The sequence below is a fragment of the Amycolatopsis sp. NPDC003865 genome, assembly GCF_053605345.1.
Genome location: NZ_JBSGJA010000007.1, coordinates 138,823 through 156,594, shown reverse-complemented (window position 1 = coordinate 156,594; position 17,772 = coordinate 138,823). Strand labels below are relative to the sequence as shown.

At 71.5% G+C, this 17,772-nt stretch carries 19 protein-coding genes; 9 read left to right on the top strand and 10 right to left on the bottom strand.

Annotation, left to right across the window (positions count from 1 at the left end; translation table 11 throughout):
* Positions 1-92 precede the first annotated feature (92 nt).
* From ACWEVP_RS18755 to ACWEVP_RS18735, 5 genes are all read left to right on the top strand, one after another.
* Positions 93-779 (top strand): hypothetical protein, encoded by a 687-nt coding sequence (locus tag ACWEVP_RS18755; RefSeq protein ID WP_452063792.1) that lies wholly within the window; start codon positions 93-95, stop codon positions 777-779.
* Positions 780-857: 78 nt separating this feature from the next.
* Entirely contained in the window at positions 858-1,640 is a 783-nt protein-coding gene (locus tag ACWEVP_RS18750; RefSeq protein WP_452063791.1) for an ArsR/SmtB family transcription factor, read from the top strand.
* A gap of 204 nt (positions 1,641-1,844) precedes the next feature.
* Entirely contained in the window at positions 1,845-3,002 is a 1,158-nt protein-coding gene (locus ACWEVP_RS18745) for an EfeM/EfeO family lipoprotein (protein ID WP_452064007.1), read from the top strand.
* 71 nt (positions 3,003-3,073) lie between these two features.
* Positions 3,074-4,225, top strand: a complete 1,152-nt coding sequence (locus tag ACWEVP_RS18740; RefSeq protein WP_452064006.1) for a Dyp-type peroxidase — start codon at positions 3,074-3,076, stop codon at positions 4,223-4,225.
* 36 nt (positions 4,226-4,261) lie between these two features.
* The gene (locus ACWEVP_RS18735) at positions 4,262-5,884 is read left to right on the top strand and encodes a phospholipase C (RefSeq protein WP_452063790.1); all 1,623 of its coding nucleotides are present in this window, start codon (positions 4,262-4,264) and stop codon (positions 5,882-5,884) included.
* Positions 5,885-5,929: 45 nt separating this feature from the next.
* Here the strand turns inward: ACWEVP_RS18735 and ACWEVP_RS18730 are convergent, their stop codons facing one another.
* From ACWEVP_RS18730 to ACWEVP_RS18710, 5 genes are read right to left on the bottom strand one after another with little or no spacing between them, the layout of a single operon-like run.
* On the bottom strand, positions 5,930-6,349 hold the full coding sequence (locus ACWEVP_RS18730) for an ATP-binding protein (protein ID WP_452063789.1): 420 nt from the start codon (positions 6,347-6,349) through the stop codon (positions 5,930-5,932).
* Between the two features lie 5 nt (positions 6,350-6,354).
* A complete protein-coding gene (locus tag ACWEVP_RS18725; RefSeq protein ID WP_452063788.1) occupies positions 6,355-6,714 on the bottom strand; it encodes an STAS domain-containing protein in 360 nt (119 codons plus the stop codon).
* Positions 6,715-6,763: 49 nt separating this feature from the next.
* Positions 6,764-7,204 carry a response regulator gene (locus tag ACWEVP_RS18720; RefSeq protein ID WP_452063787.1) on the bottom strand — a complete coding sequence of 147 codons (441 nt, stop codon included), beginning with the start codon at positions 7,202-7,204 and terminating at the stop codon, positions 6,764-6,766.
* Positions 7,201-8,718: a sensor histidine kinase gene (locus ACWEVP_RS18715; protein WP_452063786.1), complete on the bottom strand. Its 1,518-nt coding sequence runs from the start codon at positions 8,716-8,718 to the stop codon at positions 7,201-7,203. Before ACWEVP_RS18715 ends, ACWEVP_RS18720 begins: the two co-directional genes overlap by 4 nt.
* On the bottom strand, positions 8,715-9,905 hold the full coding sequence (locus ACWEVP_RS18710) for a PP2C family protein-serine/threonine phosphatase (protein ID WP_452063785.1): 1,191 nt from the start codon (positions 9,903-9,905) through the stop codon (positions 8,715-8,717). The genes ACWEVP_RS18715 and ACWEVP_RS18710 overlap by 4 nt, the downstream gene beginning before the upstream one ends.
* A gap of 197 nt (positions 9,906-10,102) precedes the next feature.
* On the opposite strand from ACWEVP_RS18710, the gene ACWEVP_RS18705 reads away from it, so the two are divergent.
* Positions 10,103-10,606 carry a hypothetical protein gene (locus ACWEVP_RS18705; RefSeq protein ID WP_452063784.1) on the top strand — a complete coding sequence of 168 codons (504 nt, stop codon included), beginning with the start codon at positions 10,103-10,105 and terminating at the stop codon, positions 10,604-10,606.
* On the opposite strand, the gene ACWEVP_RS18700 is transcribed toward ACWEVP_RS18705, so the two are convergent.
* The 4 genes from ACWEVP_RS18700 to ACWEVP_RS18685 all read right to left on the bottom strand — a co-directional run bounded on the left by ACWEVP_RS18700 (position 10,593) and on the right by ACWEVP_RS18685 (position 14,579).
* Positions 10,593-11,762 carry an RNA polymerase sigma factor gene (locus ACWEVP_RS18700; RefSeq protein WP_452063783.1) on the bottom strand — a complete coding sequence of 390 codons (1,170 nt, stop codon included), beginning with the start codon at positions 11,760-11,762 and terminating at the stop codon, positions 10,593-10,595. The genes ACWEVP_RS18705 and ACWEVP_RS18700 overlap by 14 nt on opposite strands.
* Before the next feature lie 50 nt (positions 11,763-11,812).
* Complete coding sequence (locus ACWEVP_RS18695; protein WP_452063782.1) at positions 11,813-12,151, bottom strand: YciI family protein; 339 nt, start codon at positions 12,149-12,151, stop codon at positions 11,813-11,815.
* 80 nt (positions 12,152-12,231) lie between these two features.
* Positions 12,232-13,272, bottom strand: coding sequence for a DUF6801 domain-containing protein (locus tag ACWEVP_RS18690; protein WP_452063781.1), 1,041 nt, complete (start codon positions 13,270-13,272; stop codon positions 12,232-12,234).
* Between the two features lie 77 nt (positions 13,273-13,349).
* Entirely contained in the window at positions 13,350-14,579 is a 1,230-nt protein-coding gene (locus ACWEVP_RS18685) for a DUF6801 domain-containing protein (protein WP_452063780.1), read from the bottom strand.
* A gap of 318 nt (positions 14,580-14,897) precedes the next feature.
* On the opposite strand from ACWEVP_RS18685, the gene ACWEVP_RS18680 reads away from it, so the two are divergent.
* Complete coding sequence (locus ACWEVP_RS18680) at positions 14,898-15,461, top strand: hypothetical protein (protein ID WP_452063779.1); 564 nt, start codon at positions 14,898-14,900, stop codon at positions 15,459-15,461.
* Positions 15,458-16,642, top strand: coding sequence for a lipase family protein (locus ACWEVP_RS18675; protein WP_452063778.1), 1,185 nt, complete (start codon positions 15,458-15,460; stop codon positions 16,640-16,642). The genes ACWEVP_RS18680 and ACWEVP_RS18675 overlap by 4 nt, the downstream gene beginning before the upstream one ends.
* Here ACWEVP_RS18675 and ACWEVP_RS18670 read toward each other — a convergent pair whose 3' ends face one another.
* On the bottom strand, positions 16,643-17,233 hold the full coding sequence (locus ACWEVP_RS18670; protein WP_452063777.1) for a hypothetical protein: 591 nt from the start codon (positions 17,231-17,233) through the stop codon (positions 16,643-16,645). It lies immediately after the preceding gene.
* Positions 17,234-17,273: 40 nt separating this feature from the next.
* On the opposite strand from ACWEVP_RS18670, the gene ACWEVP_RS18665 reads away from it, so the two are divergent.
* On the top strand, positions 17,274-17,768 hold the full coding sequence (locus ACWEVP_RS18665; RefSeq protein WP_452063776.1) for a GtrA family protein: 495 nt from the start codon (positions 17,274-17,276) through the stop codon (positions 17,766-17,768).
* The last annotated feature ends 4 nt before the right edge of the window (positions 17,769-17,772 follow it).

The window sequence follows — 17,772 nt, the reverse complement described above, 5'->3', positions numbered from 1 at the left end:
CGTCGAGCGGTAAGGCCGGGAGTTCTTTCACCATTTCCTGGAATTTCTACCCGTGCAAAGGCCCGGTCACCTTTTCCTGGAACGGCACGCCGATGTGGTCGGCGAACGCCGACCCGCAGAACCCCAGTGGCACGGTCGCGGCCACGGTGCCCGCCGGCGCGCAGCCCGGCACCTATCCGGTGACCGGCACGTGCACCAACGCCCGCACCGGCGGACCGCTCAGCGCCGGCAGCCGGTTCACGGTGACCGCCACGCCGACCACGACCCCACCGCCGCCGACCACGACGACCCCGCCGGTCGTCACCACGAAACCGACCCGGCCCGGCACCACCACGACTCCGCCCACCCCCACGACCACCACCCCGCCGACCACCACGACCACCCCGCCGACGTCCACCACCCCCACCACGCCCGGCGCCCCGGTGACCACCAGCACCGAGCCGAAGCCGGGTGAGCTGGTGCTCGACCGGCCGAGCGTCCAGCCCGGCGACGAGCTGTCGGCGTCCGGGAAGGGCTGCGAGCCGGGCCGGATGGTCACGCTGACCTCCGACGGCGCCGAGGTCGGCTCCGCCTACACCGACAGCACCGGCGCCTTCACCGCGCCGGTCCAGTTCAGCCGGATCGAGGCCGGGCGGCACACCGTCGTCGCCGAGTGCGGGGTGCGGCTGACCGGCTCGGTCGACCAGGTCGTGACGCGCTCGTCCGGCGGCCAGACCGGCACCCTCGTCGTCCTGGTGTTCTTCGTGCTCGCGGGCATCACGGTGATCCGCTTCCGGTGATCCCCGGTTGACATGCAGCTGCCTGGCTGCCTATCGTGAATAGGCAGCCCAATGGCTGCATGTCACGGGAAGGGCGCGATGGACGAGGTGTTCAAGGCGCTGGCCGACCCCAGCCGCCGCCGGCTGCTGGACGTGCTCAACGAGCGCAACGGCCAGACCCTGCGCGAGCTGTGCGCGGGGCTCGACATGGCCCGCCAGTCGGTGAGCAAGCACCTGGCCGTGCTCGAAGCGGCCGGGCTGGTCACGACCACCTGGCGCGGCCGCGAAAAGCTCCACTACCTCGACGCCGCGCCGATCAACGCGATCGGCGAGCGCTGGCTGACCCGCTTCGACCGGCAGCGGGCCGGCGCGCTCGCCGATCTGAAACGAGCCCTGGAGTCCGAACCCATGAACGAATTCGCCTACACCACCTACATCAGCACCACGCCGGAAAAGCTCTGGCAAGCGCTTACCGAGCCGGCGTTCACCCGCCAGTACTGGGGTGTCGCGTTCGAAACCGACTGGAAAAAGGGTTCGCCGATGGTCTGGACGGAAAGCGGCGCGAAAACGAGCCACCCCGACCAGGTCGTCCTCGAAGCTGATCCCTACCGCCGCCTTTCCTACACGTGGCACACGTTCACCGAGGAATGGGCGAACGGAAACGGGATCGACGCGGGGACGCTGGCGAAACTGCGGGAGGAAGGCCGTTCGAAGGTCACGTTCACCCTGGAACCGCAGGGGGAAACCGTGAAATTGACGGTGCTGCACGACGGTTTCGCACCCGGCAGCACGGTCCTGGCGATGTGCAGCCAGGGCTGGCCCGCGCTGCTGTCCAGCCTGAAGACGCTGCTGGAAACCGGTTCCCCGCTGCCGGCAGCGTGACCAACCGGACCAAACCGTCCAACCAGACAGATCTGGCACACGAAATCGTCTGATTCCTCCCCCTTTCGTGGGCGCCCGGCTGAAGTCCCGGTGAATTCCCTCCTCTCGACGGCATCCGATGCGGTTTTCCGGGCGATAGGCTCGCATAATCCGTGATCGGTGATGGTCCGATCGAGTGACGGGAGAGTGTGCGTGCCGGGGTCAGTGCGTACCCGCTGGGTAGTGGCGGCCGTGGTCGTGGCCGCCGCGGCGGGAGCCGTCGTCGCGTTGTGGCCGGACAGCGCGGCGGCGGGAGACCCCGAGATCGCGGTGTCGCGCTCGGCGTGCGGCACCGGCTGGGCCGACCCGAAACCGGGGCCGCAGACGTTCCGCCTGCACAACACGGGGTCGGTGACCGCCGAGGTCGACCTGATCGACCCGGCGACCGGCGTGATCTACGGCGAGGTCGAGGGCCTCGGCCCGGCGACCACCCGGCCGCTGCAGGTCAACCTCGGCAACGGCAGCTACGCGTTCCGCTGCCTGCCCGAGGACGCGGGCGCGATCGTCGGGCCTGCCGTGCAGGTCAGCGGGGGCGCCGACCGGACCGGCCCGGGCGTCGCGCCGGTGACGCACAACGACCTGCTCGGGCCGCTCAAGGCCTACCAGCAGCACGTCACCACGGGCCTCGGCGAACTGGTCGCGAACACGGGCGCGCTGAAGAACGCCGTCCACGGCGGCGACCGCGCGGCGAGCGAGGCCGCGTGGCTGACGGCCCACCTGACCTACGAGCGGCTGGGCGCGGCCTACGACGCGTTCGGCGACTCCGACGGCGCGCTCAACGGCACCGCCGACGGCCTGCCGGACGGCACCGCCGACCCGGGGTTCACCGGCTTCCACCGCCTGGAGCAGGGCCTTTGGCACGGCGAGGACCTGGGTGCGCTGGGCGCGGTCGCGGACAAGCTGGACGCCGACGCCCGCGCGCTGCAGGCGTCCTTCGGCGACAGCCAGGTCGACGGCAACGACCTCGGCCTGCGCGCGCACGAGATCATGGAGAACACGCTGCAGTTCGAACTGACCGGCCGCACCGACTACGGCAGCGGCACCAACCTGGCCACGGCCCGCGCCAACCTCGACGGCACGCGCGCGGTGCTGGACGTGCTCCGCCCGCTGCTCACGCCCCGGTACCCGGACCTGTCCAAGGTGGACAGCCGGCTGACGCGCACGCAGTCCCTTTTGGACTCGGCCCGCCGGCCGGACGGCAGCTGGACGCCGCTGGCGCAGTTGCCACGGCAGGAGAGGCAGAAGCTGAACGCCGACGTGGGCGAGCTGACCGAGCTGCTGGCGCCGATCGCCGCGATCGCCGAGCCGCGGAGGGTTTCGTGACCGACCAGCCTCGCTGTCCCGTTCCCCACCCCACCGGCCTGCCGCGCCGGTCCTTCCTGCGCCGGGCCGCGATGGGCGCCGGCCTCACCGTCGCCGCCGGGGCCGGGCTCGGGGCCTCCTCCGCCGTCACCGACAGCACCGCGCCCGTCGCCTTCCACGGCCCGCACCAGGCCGCCATCCTGCGGAAGCCGCCCACCCAGACCGTCGTCGCCTCCTTCGACGTCGTCGCCGAGTCCAAGGCCGAGCTCACCGACCTCTTCCGCGCGATCACCGACCGGGCGCGGTTCCTCACCGCGGGCGGGGCACCCGCCGCGCTCGGCATCACCGCGCCGCCCGCCGACTCCGGGGTGCTCGGTCCCGTCGTCCCCGGCGGTGACCTCGGCGTCGTCCTCGGCGTCGGCGCCTCGCTCTTCGACGACCGGTACGGCCTCGCGAAACTCAAGCCCGCCAAGCTGAAGCCGATGACGACGTTCCCGAACGACGCCCTCGACCCGGCCCAGTGCCACGGCGACCTGAGTCTCACCCTGTCCGCGAACTCCACCGACACCGTGCTGCACGCGCTGCGCGACATCGCCCGTGCGACGCGCGGGGGCATGCAGCCGCGCTGGAAGATCAACGGCTTCAGCTCGCCGCCGCGGCCGGCCGGGACGCCGCGGAACCTGATGGGGTTCAAGGACGGCACCGCCAACCCCGAAGATGCCGACCTCGACCGTCTCGTGTGGACACCCGGCGACCCCGCCTGGACCGCCGGCGGCAGCTACCAGGTGGTCCGGCTGATCCGGATGCTCGTCGAGTTCTGGGACCGGGTCTCGCTGGCCGAGCAGGAGAACATGTTCGGCCGCCGCCGCGACACCGGCGCCCCGCTCGACGGCACCGAGGAGACCGACGTCCCCCGCTACGCCGACGACCCGATCGGCACCGTCATCCCGCTGACCAGCCACATCCGCAAGGCCAACCCGCGGACACCGGAAACCGACTCGAGCCGGCTCCTGCGCCGCGCGGTGAACTACGACCGCGGGCTCGACAGCAACGGCAACCTCGACATGGGCCTGGTCTTCGTCTGCTACCAGCAGGACCTGGAGCGCCAGTTCGAGGCGGTCCAGACGCGGCTGGCCGACGAACCCCTGACCGACTACATCTCCCCGTTCGGCGGTGGCTACTTCTTCGCGCTGCCGGGCGTCACCGGGCCGGACGACCACTTCGGCCGCTCTTTGCTCGCCTGACCGGCGAACCCCACCACCACGAAAGGAAAATCCACTGTGGACAAGAGAACCCGCAGGCGACGGCGCGGCCTGCTCGGCGCCGGGGCCCTCGCCTCGGTGGCCGCGCTGGCCGTCGTCACCGGCTCCGCGGCGACCACCGCGGACGCCCAGCCGCTGAACGTCTTCCCGGCCCACTGGATCCCCACGGCGACGCCGATCAAGCACGTCGTGGTCATCTTCGGCGAGAACATCTCGTTCGACCACTACTTCGGCACCTACCCGAACGCGGCCAACACCGACGGCACCCCGTTCACCGCCGCGCACGGCACCCCGAAGGTCAACGGCCTCGACAAGAAGCTCCTGACCGACAACCCGAACGCGTACAACCCGAAGCGGCTCTCGCCCCAGCAGGCGATGACCTGCGACCAGAACCACAACTACGGCGCGGAGCAGGCCGCCTTCAACGGCGGCAAGATGGACGAGTTCGTCGAGAAGACCGAGACCGACAAGTGCACCGGCCAGCCGGTGCTGTTCGGCGAACCCGGTCTGGTGATGGACTACTACGACGGCAACACCGTCACCGGCATGTGGAACTACGCGCAGCACTACGCGCTGAACGACAACTCGTTCAACACGGTGTTCGGCCCGTCCAGCCCGGGCGCGATCGACCTGATCTCGGGCAACACCCACGGCGTGCAGGCCGTCGACCCGGTGACGCACGAGCCGGTCAGCGACGCCTACGCCGTGCAGTCGCCGGACGCGAACGGCGTCGGCACGATGATCAACGACCCCGACCCGGCGTGGGACGACTGCTCGGGCAAGAACCACACGAGCAAGGACAACCTGGCGACCATGCACGGCCGCAACATCGGTGACCTGCTCAACCAGCGGCACGTGACGTGGGGCTGGTTCCAGGGCGGCTTCCGCCCGACCGGCGAAGCCAACGGGTATGCGGTCTGCGGCCAGACCCACACGAACGTCGGCGGCAACGCCGTCGTTAACTACAGCCCGCACCACGAGCCGTTCCAGTACTACCCGTCGACGGCGAACCCGAAGCACCTCGCGCCGTCGTCGGTGCGGGCGATCGGCCAGACCGACCGCGCGAACCACCAGTACGACATCTCCGACTTCAACGACTCGCTCGGCGCCGGCTCGATGCCCGCGGTGAGCTTCCTGAAGGCGCCGGAGTACCAGGACGGCCACGCGGGTTACTCGGACCCGCTGGACGAGCAGCAGTTCGTGGTCGGCGAGATCAACAGGATCCAGCAGTCGCCCGAGTGGAAGTCGACGGCGATCGTGCTGGCGTACGACGACTCCGACGGCTGGTACGACCACGTGTCGTCGCCGATCGTCAACGGCTCGCACGACGCTTCGCAGGACCAGGCGGTCTGCACGGCCAAGCCGACGAAGGTGGGCACCTACGCCGACCGCTGCGGCTACGGCCCGCGGCTGCCGCTGCTGGTGGTTTCGCCGTACAGCAAGGTGAACCACGTCGACCACACGCAGACCGACCAGACCTCGGTGCTGAAGTTCATCGAGGACAACTGGTTCACCGGCCGGATCGGCGACTCGTCCTTCGACACCCGCGCGGGTTCGATGACCGGGATGTTCGACTTCTGGTGGCCCGAGGCCAAGAAGGTCACGCTCGACCCGAAGACCGGGGCGGTCGTGCACAGCTAGCGTCCGGTCGTGAGCGGGAAACAGGGCTCTGCCCCTGTTTCCCGCTCACGACGGGTGCACGGGGTCCAGGTCCCACGCCAGCGTCACCACGGTGCCCGACTCGCCGGACGCGATGTCCGCGCGGTCGGCGCTCGCCCGCAGCAGCAGCAACCCCCGGCCGCGCAGGGAAACCGGGCGCGGGTCCACCACCGGGGTCCGCCAGCGGCCGTGGTCGCTGATGACCACCTCGATCCGGTCCGGGTGCACCGCCGCGTCGAGGTCGACCACCCCGGAGCCCGTCCCGTCGTACGCGTGGTCGGCGACGTTCGCCAGTGCCTCGTAGCTCGCCAGCACGATGTCCTGGGCCCTGGCCTGGTCGACGCCCGCCGCGAGGACCCACGCCGTCAGGTCGTGCCGCAGCCGGCGCAGGGCTTCGGGCGCCGCCTGCACGCCGTGGCAGCGGAACGGTCCCGGGGGTTCGTCCATCGCCGTCACCGGCCCAGCGCTTCGTCGACCGTGGCGTGGATGCCGATCCACGTGTCGAGGCCGGTCGTCTTCAACGGTCCCGACGTCACCACCGAATCGCTCACCACCCGCAGCGCGCGCTCGGGCAGCCTGCGGTGCGCCGCCGCGAGCACCTGCAGGCCCGCGGAGCTGAAGAACGTCACCGCGCGCAGGTCGACCACCAGCGTCCCCGGCTCGTCGGCCAGCACGGCGTCGACGACTTCCTCGAACTCCGGCGCGCTCAACAGGTCGATCTCCCCGGCCACGCGCAGCACCGCGGCCGTGTCCCGCCAGTCGAGGGTGACCGCCAGCTCGACGGCGGGGAGGTCCCGCGATGATGAGCTCACGGCGCTCTATGGTGCCCCAATCGCCGCCGCCGCGCCAACGACGCGCTCCTCACCGGTGCGGCAGTTTGACCACCGTGACCCAGAAGTCGTCGATCTTCCGGACCACCTCGACGAACTTCTCGAAGTCGACCGGCTTGGTGACGTAGGCGTTGGCGTGCAGGTCGTAGCTGCGGACGATGTCCTCCTCCGCTTCGGACGTCGTCAGCACGACCACCGGGATGGTGCGCAGCTCCGGGTCCTGCTTGATCTCGCCGAGCAGCTCACGGCCGTCCTTGCGGGGCAGGTTGAGGTCGAGCAGGATCAGCCCCGGTCGCGGCGCCTCCGCGAACCGGCCCCGGCGGTTCAGGAACTCGAGGGCCTCGACGCCGTCGCTGGCGACGTGCAGCGCGTTGCGGATCTTGTGGTGCTCGAAGGCTTCCCGGGTCATCAGCACGTCACCGGGGTCGTCCTCGACGAGCAGGATGTCGATCGGAAGGGGCGCGTGCGTCATGCGTCCTCACCATCCTCGGTCGCCGCCGGCAGCGTGAAGCGGAACGTCGTGCCCTCGGCCTCGGTGTCGAGCCAGATCCGGCCGCCGTGGTACTCGACGATCCGGCGGCACAGGGCCAGGCCGATGCCGGTGCCCGGGTACGCGCTGCGGGTGTGCAGGCGCTGGAACAGCGCGAAGACCCGTTCGGCGTACTCCGCGTCGATGCCGATCCCGTTGTCCGACACCGAGAACACCCAGTCGTCGCCGTCGCGGTCCGCGGTGACCCGCACCTCGGGCGGTGTCTCGCCCTTGAACTTCAGCGCGTTGCCGATCAGGTTCTGGAACACCGCCGTCATCAGCACCGGCTCGACGCGCACGGCCGGCAGCTCGCCGCGGTCGACCTTGCCGCCGCTGAGCGACAGCGCGACCTCCAGGTTCGCGAGCGCGTCGTCGACGAGCTCGCCCGCGTCGGCCACGACGTGCTCGCCGGGTTTGCGCCCGACCCGGGAGAACGCCAGGAGGTCGTTGATCAGGACCTGCATCCGCTTCGCGCCGTCGACGGCGTACTCGATGTACTGCTGGCCGCGTTCGTCGAGCAGGCCCTCGTAGCGCCGCTGGAGCAGCTGGCAGAAGCTCGCCACCTTGCGCAGCGGCTCCTGCAGGTCGTGCGAAGCGACGTAGGCGAACTGCTCCAGGTCGGCGTTCGACCGCTCCAGCTCGCGCGTGCGCCGGTCCAGCAGCGCGTGCGCCCGTTCGAGCTCGGCGACCTCGTCGAGGATCCGCTGGCGCATGGCTTCGACGTCCGCGCCGAGCTGGGCGATCTCGCGTGGCCCGGTTCCGTGCACCGGGTGGTGGACGTCGGAGTCGGCGACCTGACGGACCTCTTGGGCCAAGCCGAGGATCGGCCGGGTGATGATCCGCCGCAAGCCGAGTGCCAGCACCGCGAACAGCAGCACGAGCAGCACGGCGATGGCCACGAGCATCGCGGTCAGCAGACCGGCCGCGGCGTCGAGGTCGGCGCGGCCGGCGTCGCGGACCGCGGCGAGGTGGTCGAGCTGGGTGCCGAGCGCCGAGCGCACGGCGTCGAACAGCTCGCGGCTGCGCTCGACCTGGGCCGGGGTCACCGGCGGGGCGCCGGGTGCGATGGTCGGCGCCGCCGCGGCCTGCCACGTCGTCGCCGCCCGCAGGACGGCGTCCAGGTCGTCGCCGACCTCGGTGCCCAGGACCGCGCCGTTCTGCCGCAGCTGCGCCACGGCGTCGGCCTGCGCCCGGACGCCGTCGGTGTAGGGCGTCAGGAAGTCCGGCTGCCTGCCGAGCTGGTAGCCGCGGACGCCGGTTTCCTGGTTCAGCAGCGCGGTGGACAGCTGGAGCGCGCCGAGCCGCTGCGGCCCGATCACGTCGAGCAGGCGGGTGCGGGCGTCGGTCAGGTTGTTCATCGCGATCCCGCCGCCGATCAGCGCGGCGAGAAGCAGCACGGTTTCGGCGACGGTGAGCAGGGCCAGCCAGCGGCCGACCGACCAGCTGCGAGCACTCATCGTTCCCCCGGGTCGTGGCTGAGCAGGGCGAGGGCGACGTCGTCGTCGAGCGGGCCGGAGTTGAGCCGTTCGGCACGGGCGATCAGCTCGTCGAGCAGTTCGGTCCCGGCGAGCCCGGTCTCGTGCTGGATCTCCAGGACGATGGCGGCCATCCGCTCGTGGCCGAGCCGTTCGGCCCCGGCGCCGACGCGGCCCTCGAAGACGCCGTCGGTGTAGAGCAGCAGCGACCAGCCGGGGTCGAGCGGTACCTCGACGGCCTCCCACTTCGTGCCTTCGACAACGCCCAGCGGGACGCCGAGGCGTTCGCCCGACAGGAGGTGCCCGTCGCCGGGGGTGAGCAGCAGCGGCGGCAGGTGCCCGGCCAGCGACAGCCGCAGGGATCTTCGGTCCGGCGCGACGACGACCATGCAGACGGTGGCGAACAGCGGCTCGATCCGCTCGTGCACCAGCACCCGTTCGACCATGCTCAGCACGTCGGCCATCGGCAGGCCCGCCATCACGAGCGAGCGCCACGCGATCCGCAGCGCGACGCCGAGCGCCGCCTCGTCCGGGCCATGGCCGCAGACGTCGCCGATCATCATGTGCACGGTGCCGTCGGCGAGCTCGACGGCGTCGTAGAAGTCGCCGCCCAGCAGCGAACCGTTGCGGCCGGGGCGGTAGCGGGAGGCGAGTTCGAGGTGCGGGTCGCGCAGCAGCGGGACGGGCAGCAGACCGCGTTCCAGCCGCGCGTTCTCCCGCGCCAGCAGCTGCTGCTGCAGGAACTGCTGCTCGACCTGCTCGGCGCGCTTGCGTTCGCGGGCGAAGCGCAGGGCCTTCACCAGCAGCGGCCCGTCCACCTGGTCCTTGACGAGGTAGTCCTGGGCGCCGGCGGCGACCGCGGCGACGCCGGTGGCCTGGTCGTGCCCGCCGGTCAGGACGACGATCGCGACGCCGGGCGCGTGCTGGCCGAGCTTCGTCAGCCCGCTCAGGCCCATGGCGTCGGGCAGCTGCAGGTCGAGGAGGACGCAGTCGGCGGTGAGCGGGCCGGCCAGCGCGGCCGCCAGCGTTTCGACGCGTTCGAGCGAGAACGGCACGGACGTGTCCGCGAGCATCTCCTCGACCAGCAGCGCGTCGCCGTCGTCGTCCTCGACGAGCAGCACGCGCAAGCGGGTGCCGGAGTCCCACGATGGTTCGTGCGCGGCGGTCACCGGCTTCTCCCGTTCGGCTGCTCGCGAGCCCAGCACATCCAGACGATCACCCTAGCGGCCCCGGCCGCGGCCGCCTACGGCCGCGAAACCGGTCCCACGGAGGTAGCGTTTTATAGCACTCCGGTGTGACACCGGGCCGGTAACGGTTCGGGTCGTGACCGTGCCGGAACCGGAAGATCCCGGCCTATGCTCCGCGCATGTCCGAGTCGCAGGGGGGCGGCGAAGGGTTTTCGCCGGGTCCGAATCCTTACGGTCACTTCCCGCCGGCGCCGCCGGACGCCCGGCAGCCGGCCCGGCCGGAGCCGGTCCGGCGCGCCGCGTTCGCTTGGTGGGGCGCGGTCGCGTGCTGGTTCCTCGGTTCGCTGCTCGGCCAGTTGCTGGACAGCACCAGGATGGCGCCGGGCTCGCTGCCGGCGGACATCGCGGTGCTCACGTTCCTGCTGCCGGGCGCGCTGTGGGCGCTGCTGGTGCACGGGGTGTACCGCGGCGCGGGCTGGGCACGCAAGGTGCTGGCGATCGTCGGTGTGCTGGGCATCCTGAACGTGGTGATCCAGCTGCTCGTCCTCGCGGGCGCGGACCCGATGCGGAGCGGCGACATCGCGCATCTGGTGTTCTTCCTGGCGACGCTGGTCCTGTCGATCACCGGTTTCGTCCTGATGTACCGGGACGGCACCGCGCCGTACTTCGTCAGGCGCCGCTGAGCCGGGCGGCGAGGAACTCCTGCTCGACGGCGTTCTCGCTCAACGCGAGCGCGGCGCGGTAGGCGTCGGCCGCTTCGGCGTCCCGGCCGAGGCGGTGCAGCAGGTCGGCCTTCGTGGCGGACAGGTACCGATAGCCGGCCAGCCTGCCGCCGGCCTCCAGCCGGGCGATCTCGTCCAGGGCAGCTTCGGGCCCGTGCACGGCGGCGACCGCGACCGCGCGGTTGAGCGCCACCACCGGCGAGGGCCACAGGCGCAGCAGCACGTCGTAGAGGGTCAGGATCTGCGGCCAGTCGGTCTCGGCGTAGCTGGGGGCCTGGGCGTGCAGGGCCGCGATCGCGGCCTGGACGCCGAACCGCCCGGGCGGGCCGGTCTTCAACGCCTCGACGACGAGCCGGTCGGCTTCGGCGATCATCGCGGTGTCCCAGCACGAGCGGTCCTGGTCTTCGAGCCGCAGCAGGCGCCCGGCGGCGTCGGTCCGCGTGGCCCGGCGGGCCTGCTGGACGAGCAGGAGCGCGAGCAGCCCGGCGACCTCGGTGTCGGCGGGGAGCAGGGCACGCAGCATCCGTGCCAGGTCCAGCGCGCGGCCGGTCAGTTCGTCGCGCACGAGGTCGTCCCCCGACGGCGCGGTGTGGCCCGCCGCGTACAGCAGGTGCAGCACGGTCAGCACGACGGACACGCGGGCGGGCAGGTCCTCGGCCGCGGGAACCGCGTACGGGATCCGCGCGGCGGCGATCTTCTTCTTGGCGCGGGTGAGCCGGGCGGCCATCGTCGGTTCGGGCACCAGGAAGGCGTGCGCGATGTCGGCCGTCGCGACGCCGCAGACCAGCCGCAGGGTCAACGCGATCTGGGCTTCCTGCGCGAGCGCCGGGTGGCAGCAGGTGAAGACGAGCCGGAGCCGGTCGTCGGGGATCGGGCCGGCGGGCTCCGGCGGCTCGGCGACCCCGGGCTCGACGAGCAGCGGCAGCTTGCGCCGCAGCACTTCCCGGTGCCGGACGCCGTTGAGCGCGCTCCGGCGGGCGACCGTCGTCAGCCACGCGCCGGGCCGGTCGGGGACGCCGTCGGCGGCCCAGCGCTTCAGCGCCTGGAGGTAGGCGTCCTGGACGGCCTCTTCGGCCTCGTCGAGGTCGCGGGTGACCCGCACCGTCGCGGCGAGCACGTAGGCCCACTCGCGACGGTGCGCTTCGGCGACGGCGTCGGCGACCGCGGTCAGTCCGCCACGACCTGGAAGTCGACGAGCGGCCGGACCTCGACACCACCCTCGACGACCGGCGTCAGCTTCGCGCAGGCCAGCGCGTGGTCGAGGTCGCGGGCCTCCAGCAGGTACACGCCGGCGAGCACCTCCTTGGTCTCCACGAAGGGCCCGTCGGTGACCAGGTCGCCGCGGATGGCGGTGGCGGTCTCGTTGGGCTGCAGGGCCAGGCCGGCGGTCACCTTGCCGCCCTTCGAGGCGATCAGGTCCGGCAGGCCGATGTGCCGGTCCATGACCTCCTTGGGCAGGTCCTCGGCGGGCACCCGCTCGTAGATCAGCACCGCGTACTGCGCCATGTCCGTTCCTCCTGGTCGTCGGTCCTTTCCTACTCCGTCACGCGGGGAACGGCGAAATCGACAACCTGGGAGAACGTTCTTCAGCGGGGAGCCAGCGTCAGCGCGAACGCGTTGCCCTCCCCCTGCACCAGTGAGCCGAGGTAGGTGGTGAACGTGCCGCAGCCGGTCAGCGGCGGGATCGTGTACGTGCCCGTCACCGGGCCGCCCGCCGCCGCGGTGAAACCGCTGCCGGACCGCAGGTCGACCGGGATCGAGGTGCTCGCCCGGCAGCCCGCGTCCGCGACCGGCAGCCCGAACAACGTCACCTGCGGCAACGCCAGCGCCAGCTTCGCGTGCGCCACGAACGCGTCCCCGGCGATTTCCCCGGTCTGCGGGCCGTCCGGGCCGAAGACCAGGTCGGCCGTCCCGGGCACGAACCCGAACACCTTGAACTCCGCCCGCGTCCGGTCGAACGCCGGGGTGAACCCCGTGAACGACCCGGTGACCGGCGCCGTCGCCCCGAGCGTCTTCAGCGTCGTCGAGCCGGTCACGCCGTAGTCGCGGGAGGACCCCAGGTCGAACGAAAGCAGCACCGGGTCCTGTCCCGGGTCCAGCGTGCAGTCCGACGTGAACGAGCCGAGCCCGGTGAACGAGCCGTCGGCCTTCTTCGGCGTGAGCCGCGCGCTGAAGCCGCCGATCGTCAGCGTCGTCCGGCCCGCGTTCGGCAGCTGCACCGGCGGGACCGCACCGGACGCGTTCGTGGTGAACGGCCCCGACGCCGGCACCGCCGTCTTCGCCACGGTCAGCGGCAGGGCCAGGGGCAGCGTCAGCGGGCCGTTGGTCAGCGTCACCCCTGCGGACGCCGTCCCTTCGATGCTCGCCGCGCCGACCAGTGCCAGGCCGCGGGTGGACTTGTCCGGCACGGTCACCGCCACCGCGAGGTCGGACGTCGTGAACGTGCCGCCGGGCGCGGCGGGCACCTCGAACGACGCCTTGACCTCCACGGCCAGCTCCTGGAGCCCGATCAGCGGGAACGGGCAGGTGAAGCTCAGCTCCTCGTCGACCGGCGTCGACGCCGAAGCGGGCGTGGCGACGGCGAAAGCGATCACGCAGGCGGCCAGCAACGACCGGACGGTCCGCACGGGCACTCCTCTTCCTCGGGGCGTGGCACCGGCCCCCGCCGCGGCACTCGGCGCGTGGCGGGGGCCGGCAGTTCGGGTCACTTCTTGGCGAGCACGAGGTCCAGCGTGTTGCCGTCACTCTTGGCGAACGCGCTGATGATGTCGTTGAACGAGCCGCAGTTCTGCAGCGCGGACAGCGAATAGGTGCCCGACAGCTTGCCGCCCTTGAGCAGGTCGAAGTCGGGGCCGGTGGTCATCTCGCTCGTCGAAGGGCTGACCGTGCCGCACTTCGGGTCGGTGCTGATCGGGATGCCGAACAGGTTGACCGTGGTGAGGAACGTGTCGAACTTGATGTGCGCCTTGAAGCCGGTGCCCACCAGCTCGCCGGTCTGCGGGCCGTTCTGCACGACCTTGACGTCCGAGCTGCCCTGGAGGAAGCCGAACAGCTTGAAGTCGGTGTGCGTGGGGTTCAGCTGCAGGTTGCCGGTGAACGTCTTGGCCGACAGGTTGACGTCGGCGTCGAACGAGCCGGTGATCGGCGCGGTGCTGCCGAGGGACTTCAGCGCCGTCTGGCCGGTGATGCCGAAGGAGTACTTGATGCCCCCGCCCGGCGGGGTCGTGGTGGGCGGGGTGGTCGTCGGCGGCGTGGTGGTCGGCGGGGTCGTCGTCGGCGGGGTGGTGGTGGGCGGCGTCGTCGTGCCGCCACCGCCGGCGATGGTGATCGTGGCCAGGGTGTTGTTCTGGCCGGCGTCCTGCGTGCAGGGCGCGTCGATCGTGCCGTCCGGGGTGATGCCGGTGACCGAGCCGTCGGCCTTGCGCGGGGTGACCTTGAGGTTCAGGTCGCCGACGGTGATCTTCGCCTGGCCGGCCTGGGTGAACGTCAGCGACGGCGTCTTGCCCGCCGCGTTGATGTTCATCTCACCCGAAGCCGGGATGTTCGTCTTGTCCAGCGTGATCGGGACGTTGACCGGCAGGTTGAGGCTCGGCGCCGCGACGGTCGCGGCGGCGGTGGCGGTGCCTTCTAGGGTCGTGGCGCCGATCAGGCTCAGGCCGCTGACGGTGTCCGCGTTGATCGTGGACACGGCCTTGATGTCGAACGCGCCGGTCGGCTGCCCGGTGTTCACCGTGGTCGGCAGGTCGGTGTTGATCACCACCTTCAGCGACTGGGACCCCACCAGCGGGAACGTGCAGTGGTAGTTCAGCGTCAGCGAGATCGGGTCGGCCGCGCTGGCCTGCGCCCCGACGACCAGCGCGGTGGCGACGAGCCCCACCGCGCCCACGGCCGCGGCGGCCGCGACCGTCTTCTTCTTGCCTCTTGGGTGACTCACGATGGTCCTTCCGTGTATCAACAGTGATACGAAACGGCCCGCGCTATTCGAGAATCGCGACCGATCCGTAAGCTAACGAGCGCGGATGGCGCCGATCAAGGGCTTTCGGTGAAAAGGCAACCCGGGCACCGCAAATTGTCACCCCGGCACGTCACCCGGCTCGGGTTCCTAGCAGGCCGGGGAAGGTTTCCCCAGCACAGGAGCACTACCGAAGCGCTGACGAGCGTGACAAACCCCGCCCGCGAAATGTTGACGCGCGTGCCAATCGGCCATTCTCGCCTTGCTCGTGCGCAACCGCGCCGCGTAGCTTCGAAACCCATGAAAAGAATGCACAGCGCGGTGCTCGCAATGGCGGCGGCCGCGCTTCTGTCGTGCTCCGCGTGCGGTTCGGACGCCCCCGCCGACCCCGGCCGGCACGCCGACCCCGCCGCGCTGGCCTGGGTCGACAAGGTGTGCACCGGGGTGGCCGCGGGCTCGGCGAAGCTGTCGCAGCCACCGGCCGTCGACGACGCCGACCCGGTCAAGACCCGGGACGCGATGGTCGACTTCCTCGGCCGCCTCGGTTCGGCCCTCGACGACATGGCGGGCGGCCTGCGCACCGCCGGTGTCCCGCCCGTCCCGGATGGACAGTCCGCTGTGGACAAGGCGACCGGCAACCTCACCGAGACCAAGACCAAGCTCGCCGAGACCAAGTCCAAGATGGAACAGGCGAAGGTGACCGACCAGCCGAGCCTGCGCAAGGTCATCTCCGACGCCGACGCGACCATGGGCCGGCTCGCCGACCCGGAGGGCCCGATCAAGGACCTCAGGGCGAACCCCGAGCTGAACCTGGCCTTCAGCGAGTCCGCGACCTGCAAACGCGTCTACGGGACGGGCTCGTGACCGCCCGCCGCGCGCTCGCCGCCGGCGTGGCTCTGGTGCTCGCGGCCGCGCTCGCGCCCGCGGCGTCGGCGGCCCCGGACCCCGGCCCCGCCGGCGACGCGTTCTACACGCCGCCGTCACCGCTGCCCGCGGGCAAGCCGGGCGACGTCATCCGCTGGCGGCCGTCGAACGCCGGTCCGCGCAAGGCTTCCGTCGACGCGTGGCAGGTGATGTACCTGTCCACCGACGCGCTCGGGCAGCCCGACGCGGTCACCGGAACCGTGCTGGTGCCGAAGAACGCCGACCGCGCGACGGCGCCGATCGTCTCGTTCGACCCCGGCACGCACGGGCCGGCGTTCGGCTGCACGCCGTCGAAGATGATCGACATCGGCGCGTTCTACGAGCAGCCCGGCCTCGACGACCTGCTCGACGCGGGGTACGCCGTCGCCGTCCCGGACTACGAGGGCTACCAGAGCACACCGAAGACGACGTACGTCGTGGGCCGTTCCGAAGGCCCGGCGGTGATCGACGGGGTCCGCGCGGCCCAGCGGCTCCCCGCGGCGGGGCTCTCGCCGTCGGCGAAGGTCGTGTTCCGCGGCTACTCCCAGGGTGGTGGCGCCGCGGCGTGGGCGGGCGAGCTGCAGCCGGCGTACGCGCCGGAGCTGAACCTCGTCGGGATCGCGGCCGGCGGGGTGCCCGCCGACCTGGTCCAGGTGACGCTGCAGCTCGACGGCAAGTTCGGGTTCGGGGTGTTCGCCTACGCCCTGCTCGGCCTCGACCAGGCCTACCCCGAGCTGCGGCTGGACTCGTTCCTCAGCGACAACGGCCGCGCGAAGCTGGCCGAGATGAAGCAGAGCGCGTGCACGTTCGAGCTGCTCACGACGTACGCGAACCAGAAGATCGCGGACTACACGACCAGCCCGGGCTACATCAAGCCCGCGTGGGTCGCGCGGCTGAACGAGAACAAGCTCGGCGGCACCCCGCCGAAGGTCCCGGTGTTCGAGTACCACGCGACCGGCGACCAGCTGGTGCAGTTCGCGCAGGCCGACGCGCTGCACAAGGCGTACTGCGCGGCCGGGGTGCCGGTGACGTGGAAGACCTACGACACCGACCACATCACGCTGGTCTACACCGGCAACGCCGACGTCCTGGCGTTCGTCAAGGACCGCATCGCCGGGAAGCCGGCGACGCCGAACTGCTGATCAGCGGCCCTGCCTGCCGTGCGGGTGCTGCTGCTGCCACGAGCTGATCACCGAGCTCACGTACTGCTGCCACTGGTCTTCGGCGGGCGGCGCCGTCGTCGAGGGGCGCGCGGGCTTGCGCCCCGCGGCGGCCGGCGGGTTCGTGGTTCGGACCGGCGAGTCGTGCACCTCGGCGGTGAGCGGAGGCGGCTCCGCCGAGGCGTCCATCGTCTCCACCGCGTCGCTCGAGGTCGGCGGCGCGGCGGGGGCGGTCGCGCCCGGCGGCGGCGTGGCGGTCCCGCCGACCTGCTGCGGCTGGAACAGCACGACGGCGGCCAGTCCGAGCGCGACGGCGGCGCCCGCGGCGAGGACGTACGGCTTGGTCCGGCGTGCCCCGGCGGGCGGCGCCTCGAGGGGGCGTTCGTCCTCGGGTTCCGGGGCCGCGAGCTCGGCGTCGAGGATGGCCAGCGGGTCGGGCGCGGGTTCGGGCGCGGGTTCTTCCCTGGTGAGCATCGCGTCGAGGTCACCGCGGATCATCAGCGGTTTCGTCTGCGAGAGGTTCACCAGCTCGGCGACCGAGGGGATGTCACCCTCACCGCCCGTGCGTGCCATCGAAAGACCTCCACCCTGTCGGCGTCACCCTGGAGGAACCATGCCCGAGCCGCGAGAGCTGCTCCGCTTCGCCATCGTCGGCCTGGCCGCGTACGGGGTCACCCTACTGGGCGACTACAGCCTGAAGCTCACCGTGTTCCGTGAGAAACCGGTAACCGCGCTTTTCTGCGCGACGGTGGCCTCGACGGCGTTCGCCTACCTGCTGTCCCGACGCTGGTCGTTCGCCGGCCGGGGTGGCCACCACCGCGTCCGCGAGGCGGCGCTGTTCTTCGTGGTCAACGCGGGTGCGGTGGCGGTGAACCTGGTGCCGCCGCTGGTGTCGCGGTACGTGCTGCACCTGTCGGTGCCGCACGTGAGCTTCGTGGCGCAGGAGGTCGCGGACTTCGTGGCGGGGATGGTGCTGGGCACCGTGGCCGGGACGGCGTTCCGCTGGTTCGGTTACCGCCGGTGGGTGTTCCCCCGACCGGCGCCCCCGGTCGAGATCGCCCGGCCGGGTGGTCTGCCGCAGCTGGTCGTGAGCGAGAAACAGGGTTAGCGCA

Coding starts and splice junctions, on each gene's coding strand:
- ACWEVP_RS18755 (WP_452063792.1), top strand. CDS start 93: ATGTGGTCGGCGAACGCCGACCCGCAGAACCCCAGTGGCACGGTCGCG.
- ACWEVP_RS18750 (WP_452063791.1), top strand. CDS start 858: ATGGACGAGGTGTTCAAGGCGCTGGCCGACCCCAGCCGCCGCCGGCTG.
- ACWEVP_RS18740 (WP_452064006.1), top strand. CDS start 3,074: ATGGGCGCCGGCCTCACCGTCGCCGCCGGGGCCGGGCTCGGGGCCTCC.
- ACWEVP_RS18730 (WP_452063789.1), bottom strand. CDS start 6,349: ATGGACGAACCCCCGGGACCGTTCCGCTGCCACGGCGTGCAGGCGGCG.
- ACWEVP_RS18720 (WP_452063787.1), bottom strand. CDS start 7,204: ATGACGCACGCGCCCCTTCCGATCGACATCCTGCTCGTCGAGGACGAC.
- ACWEVP_RS18715 (WP_452063786.1), bottom strand. CDS start 8,718: ATGAGTGCTCGCAGCTGGTCGGTCGGCCGCTGGCTGGCCCTGCTCACC.
- ACWEVP_RS18705 (WP_452063784.1), top strand. CDS start 10,103: ATGTCCGAGTCGCAGGGGGGCGGCGAAGGGTTTTCGCCGGGTCCGAAT.
- ACWEVP_RS18695 (WP_452063782.1), bottom strand. CDS start 12,151: ATGGCGCAGTACGCGGTGCTGATCTACGAGCGGGTGCCCGCCGAGGAC.
- ACWEVP_RS18680 (WP_452063779.1), top strand. CDS start 14,898: ATGAAAAGAATGCACAGCGCGGTGCTCGCAATGGCGGCGGCCGCGCTT.
- ACWEVP_RS18670 (WP_452063777.1), bottom strand. CDS start 17,233: ATGGCACGCACGGGCGGTGAGGGTGACATCCCCTCGGTCGCCGAGCTG.
- ACWEVP_RS18665 (WP_452063776.1), top strand. CDS start 17,274: ATGCCCGAGCCGCGAGAGCTGCTCCGCTTCGCCATCGTCGGCCTGGCC.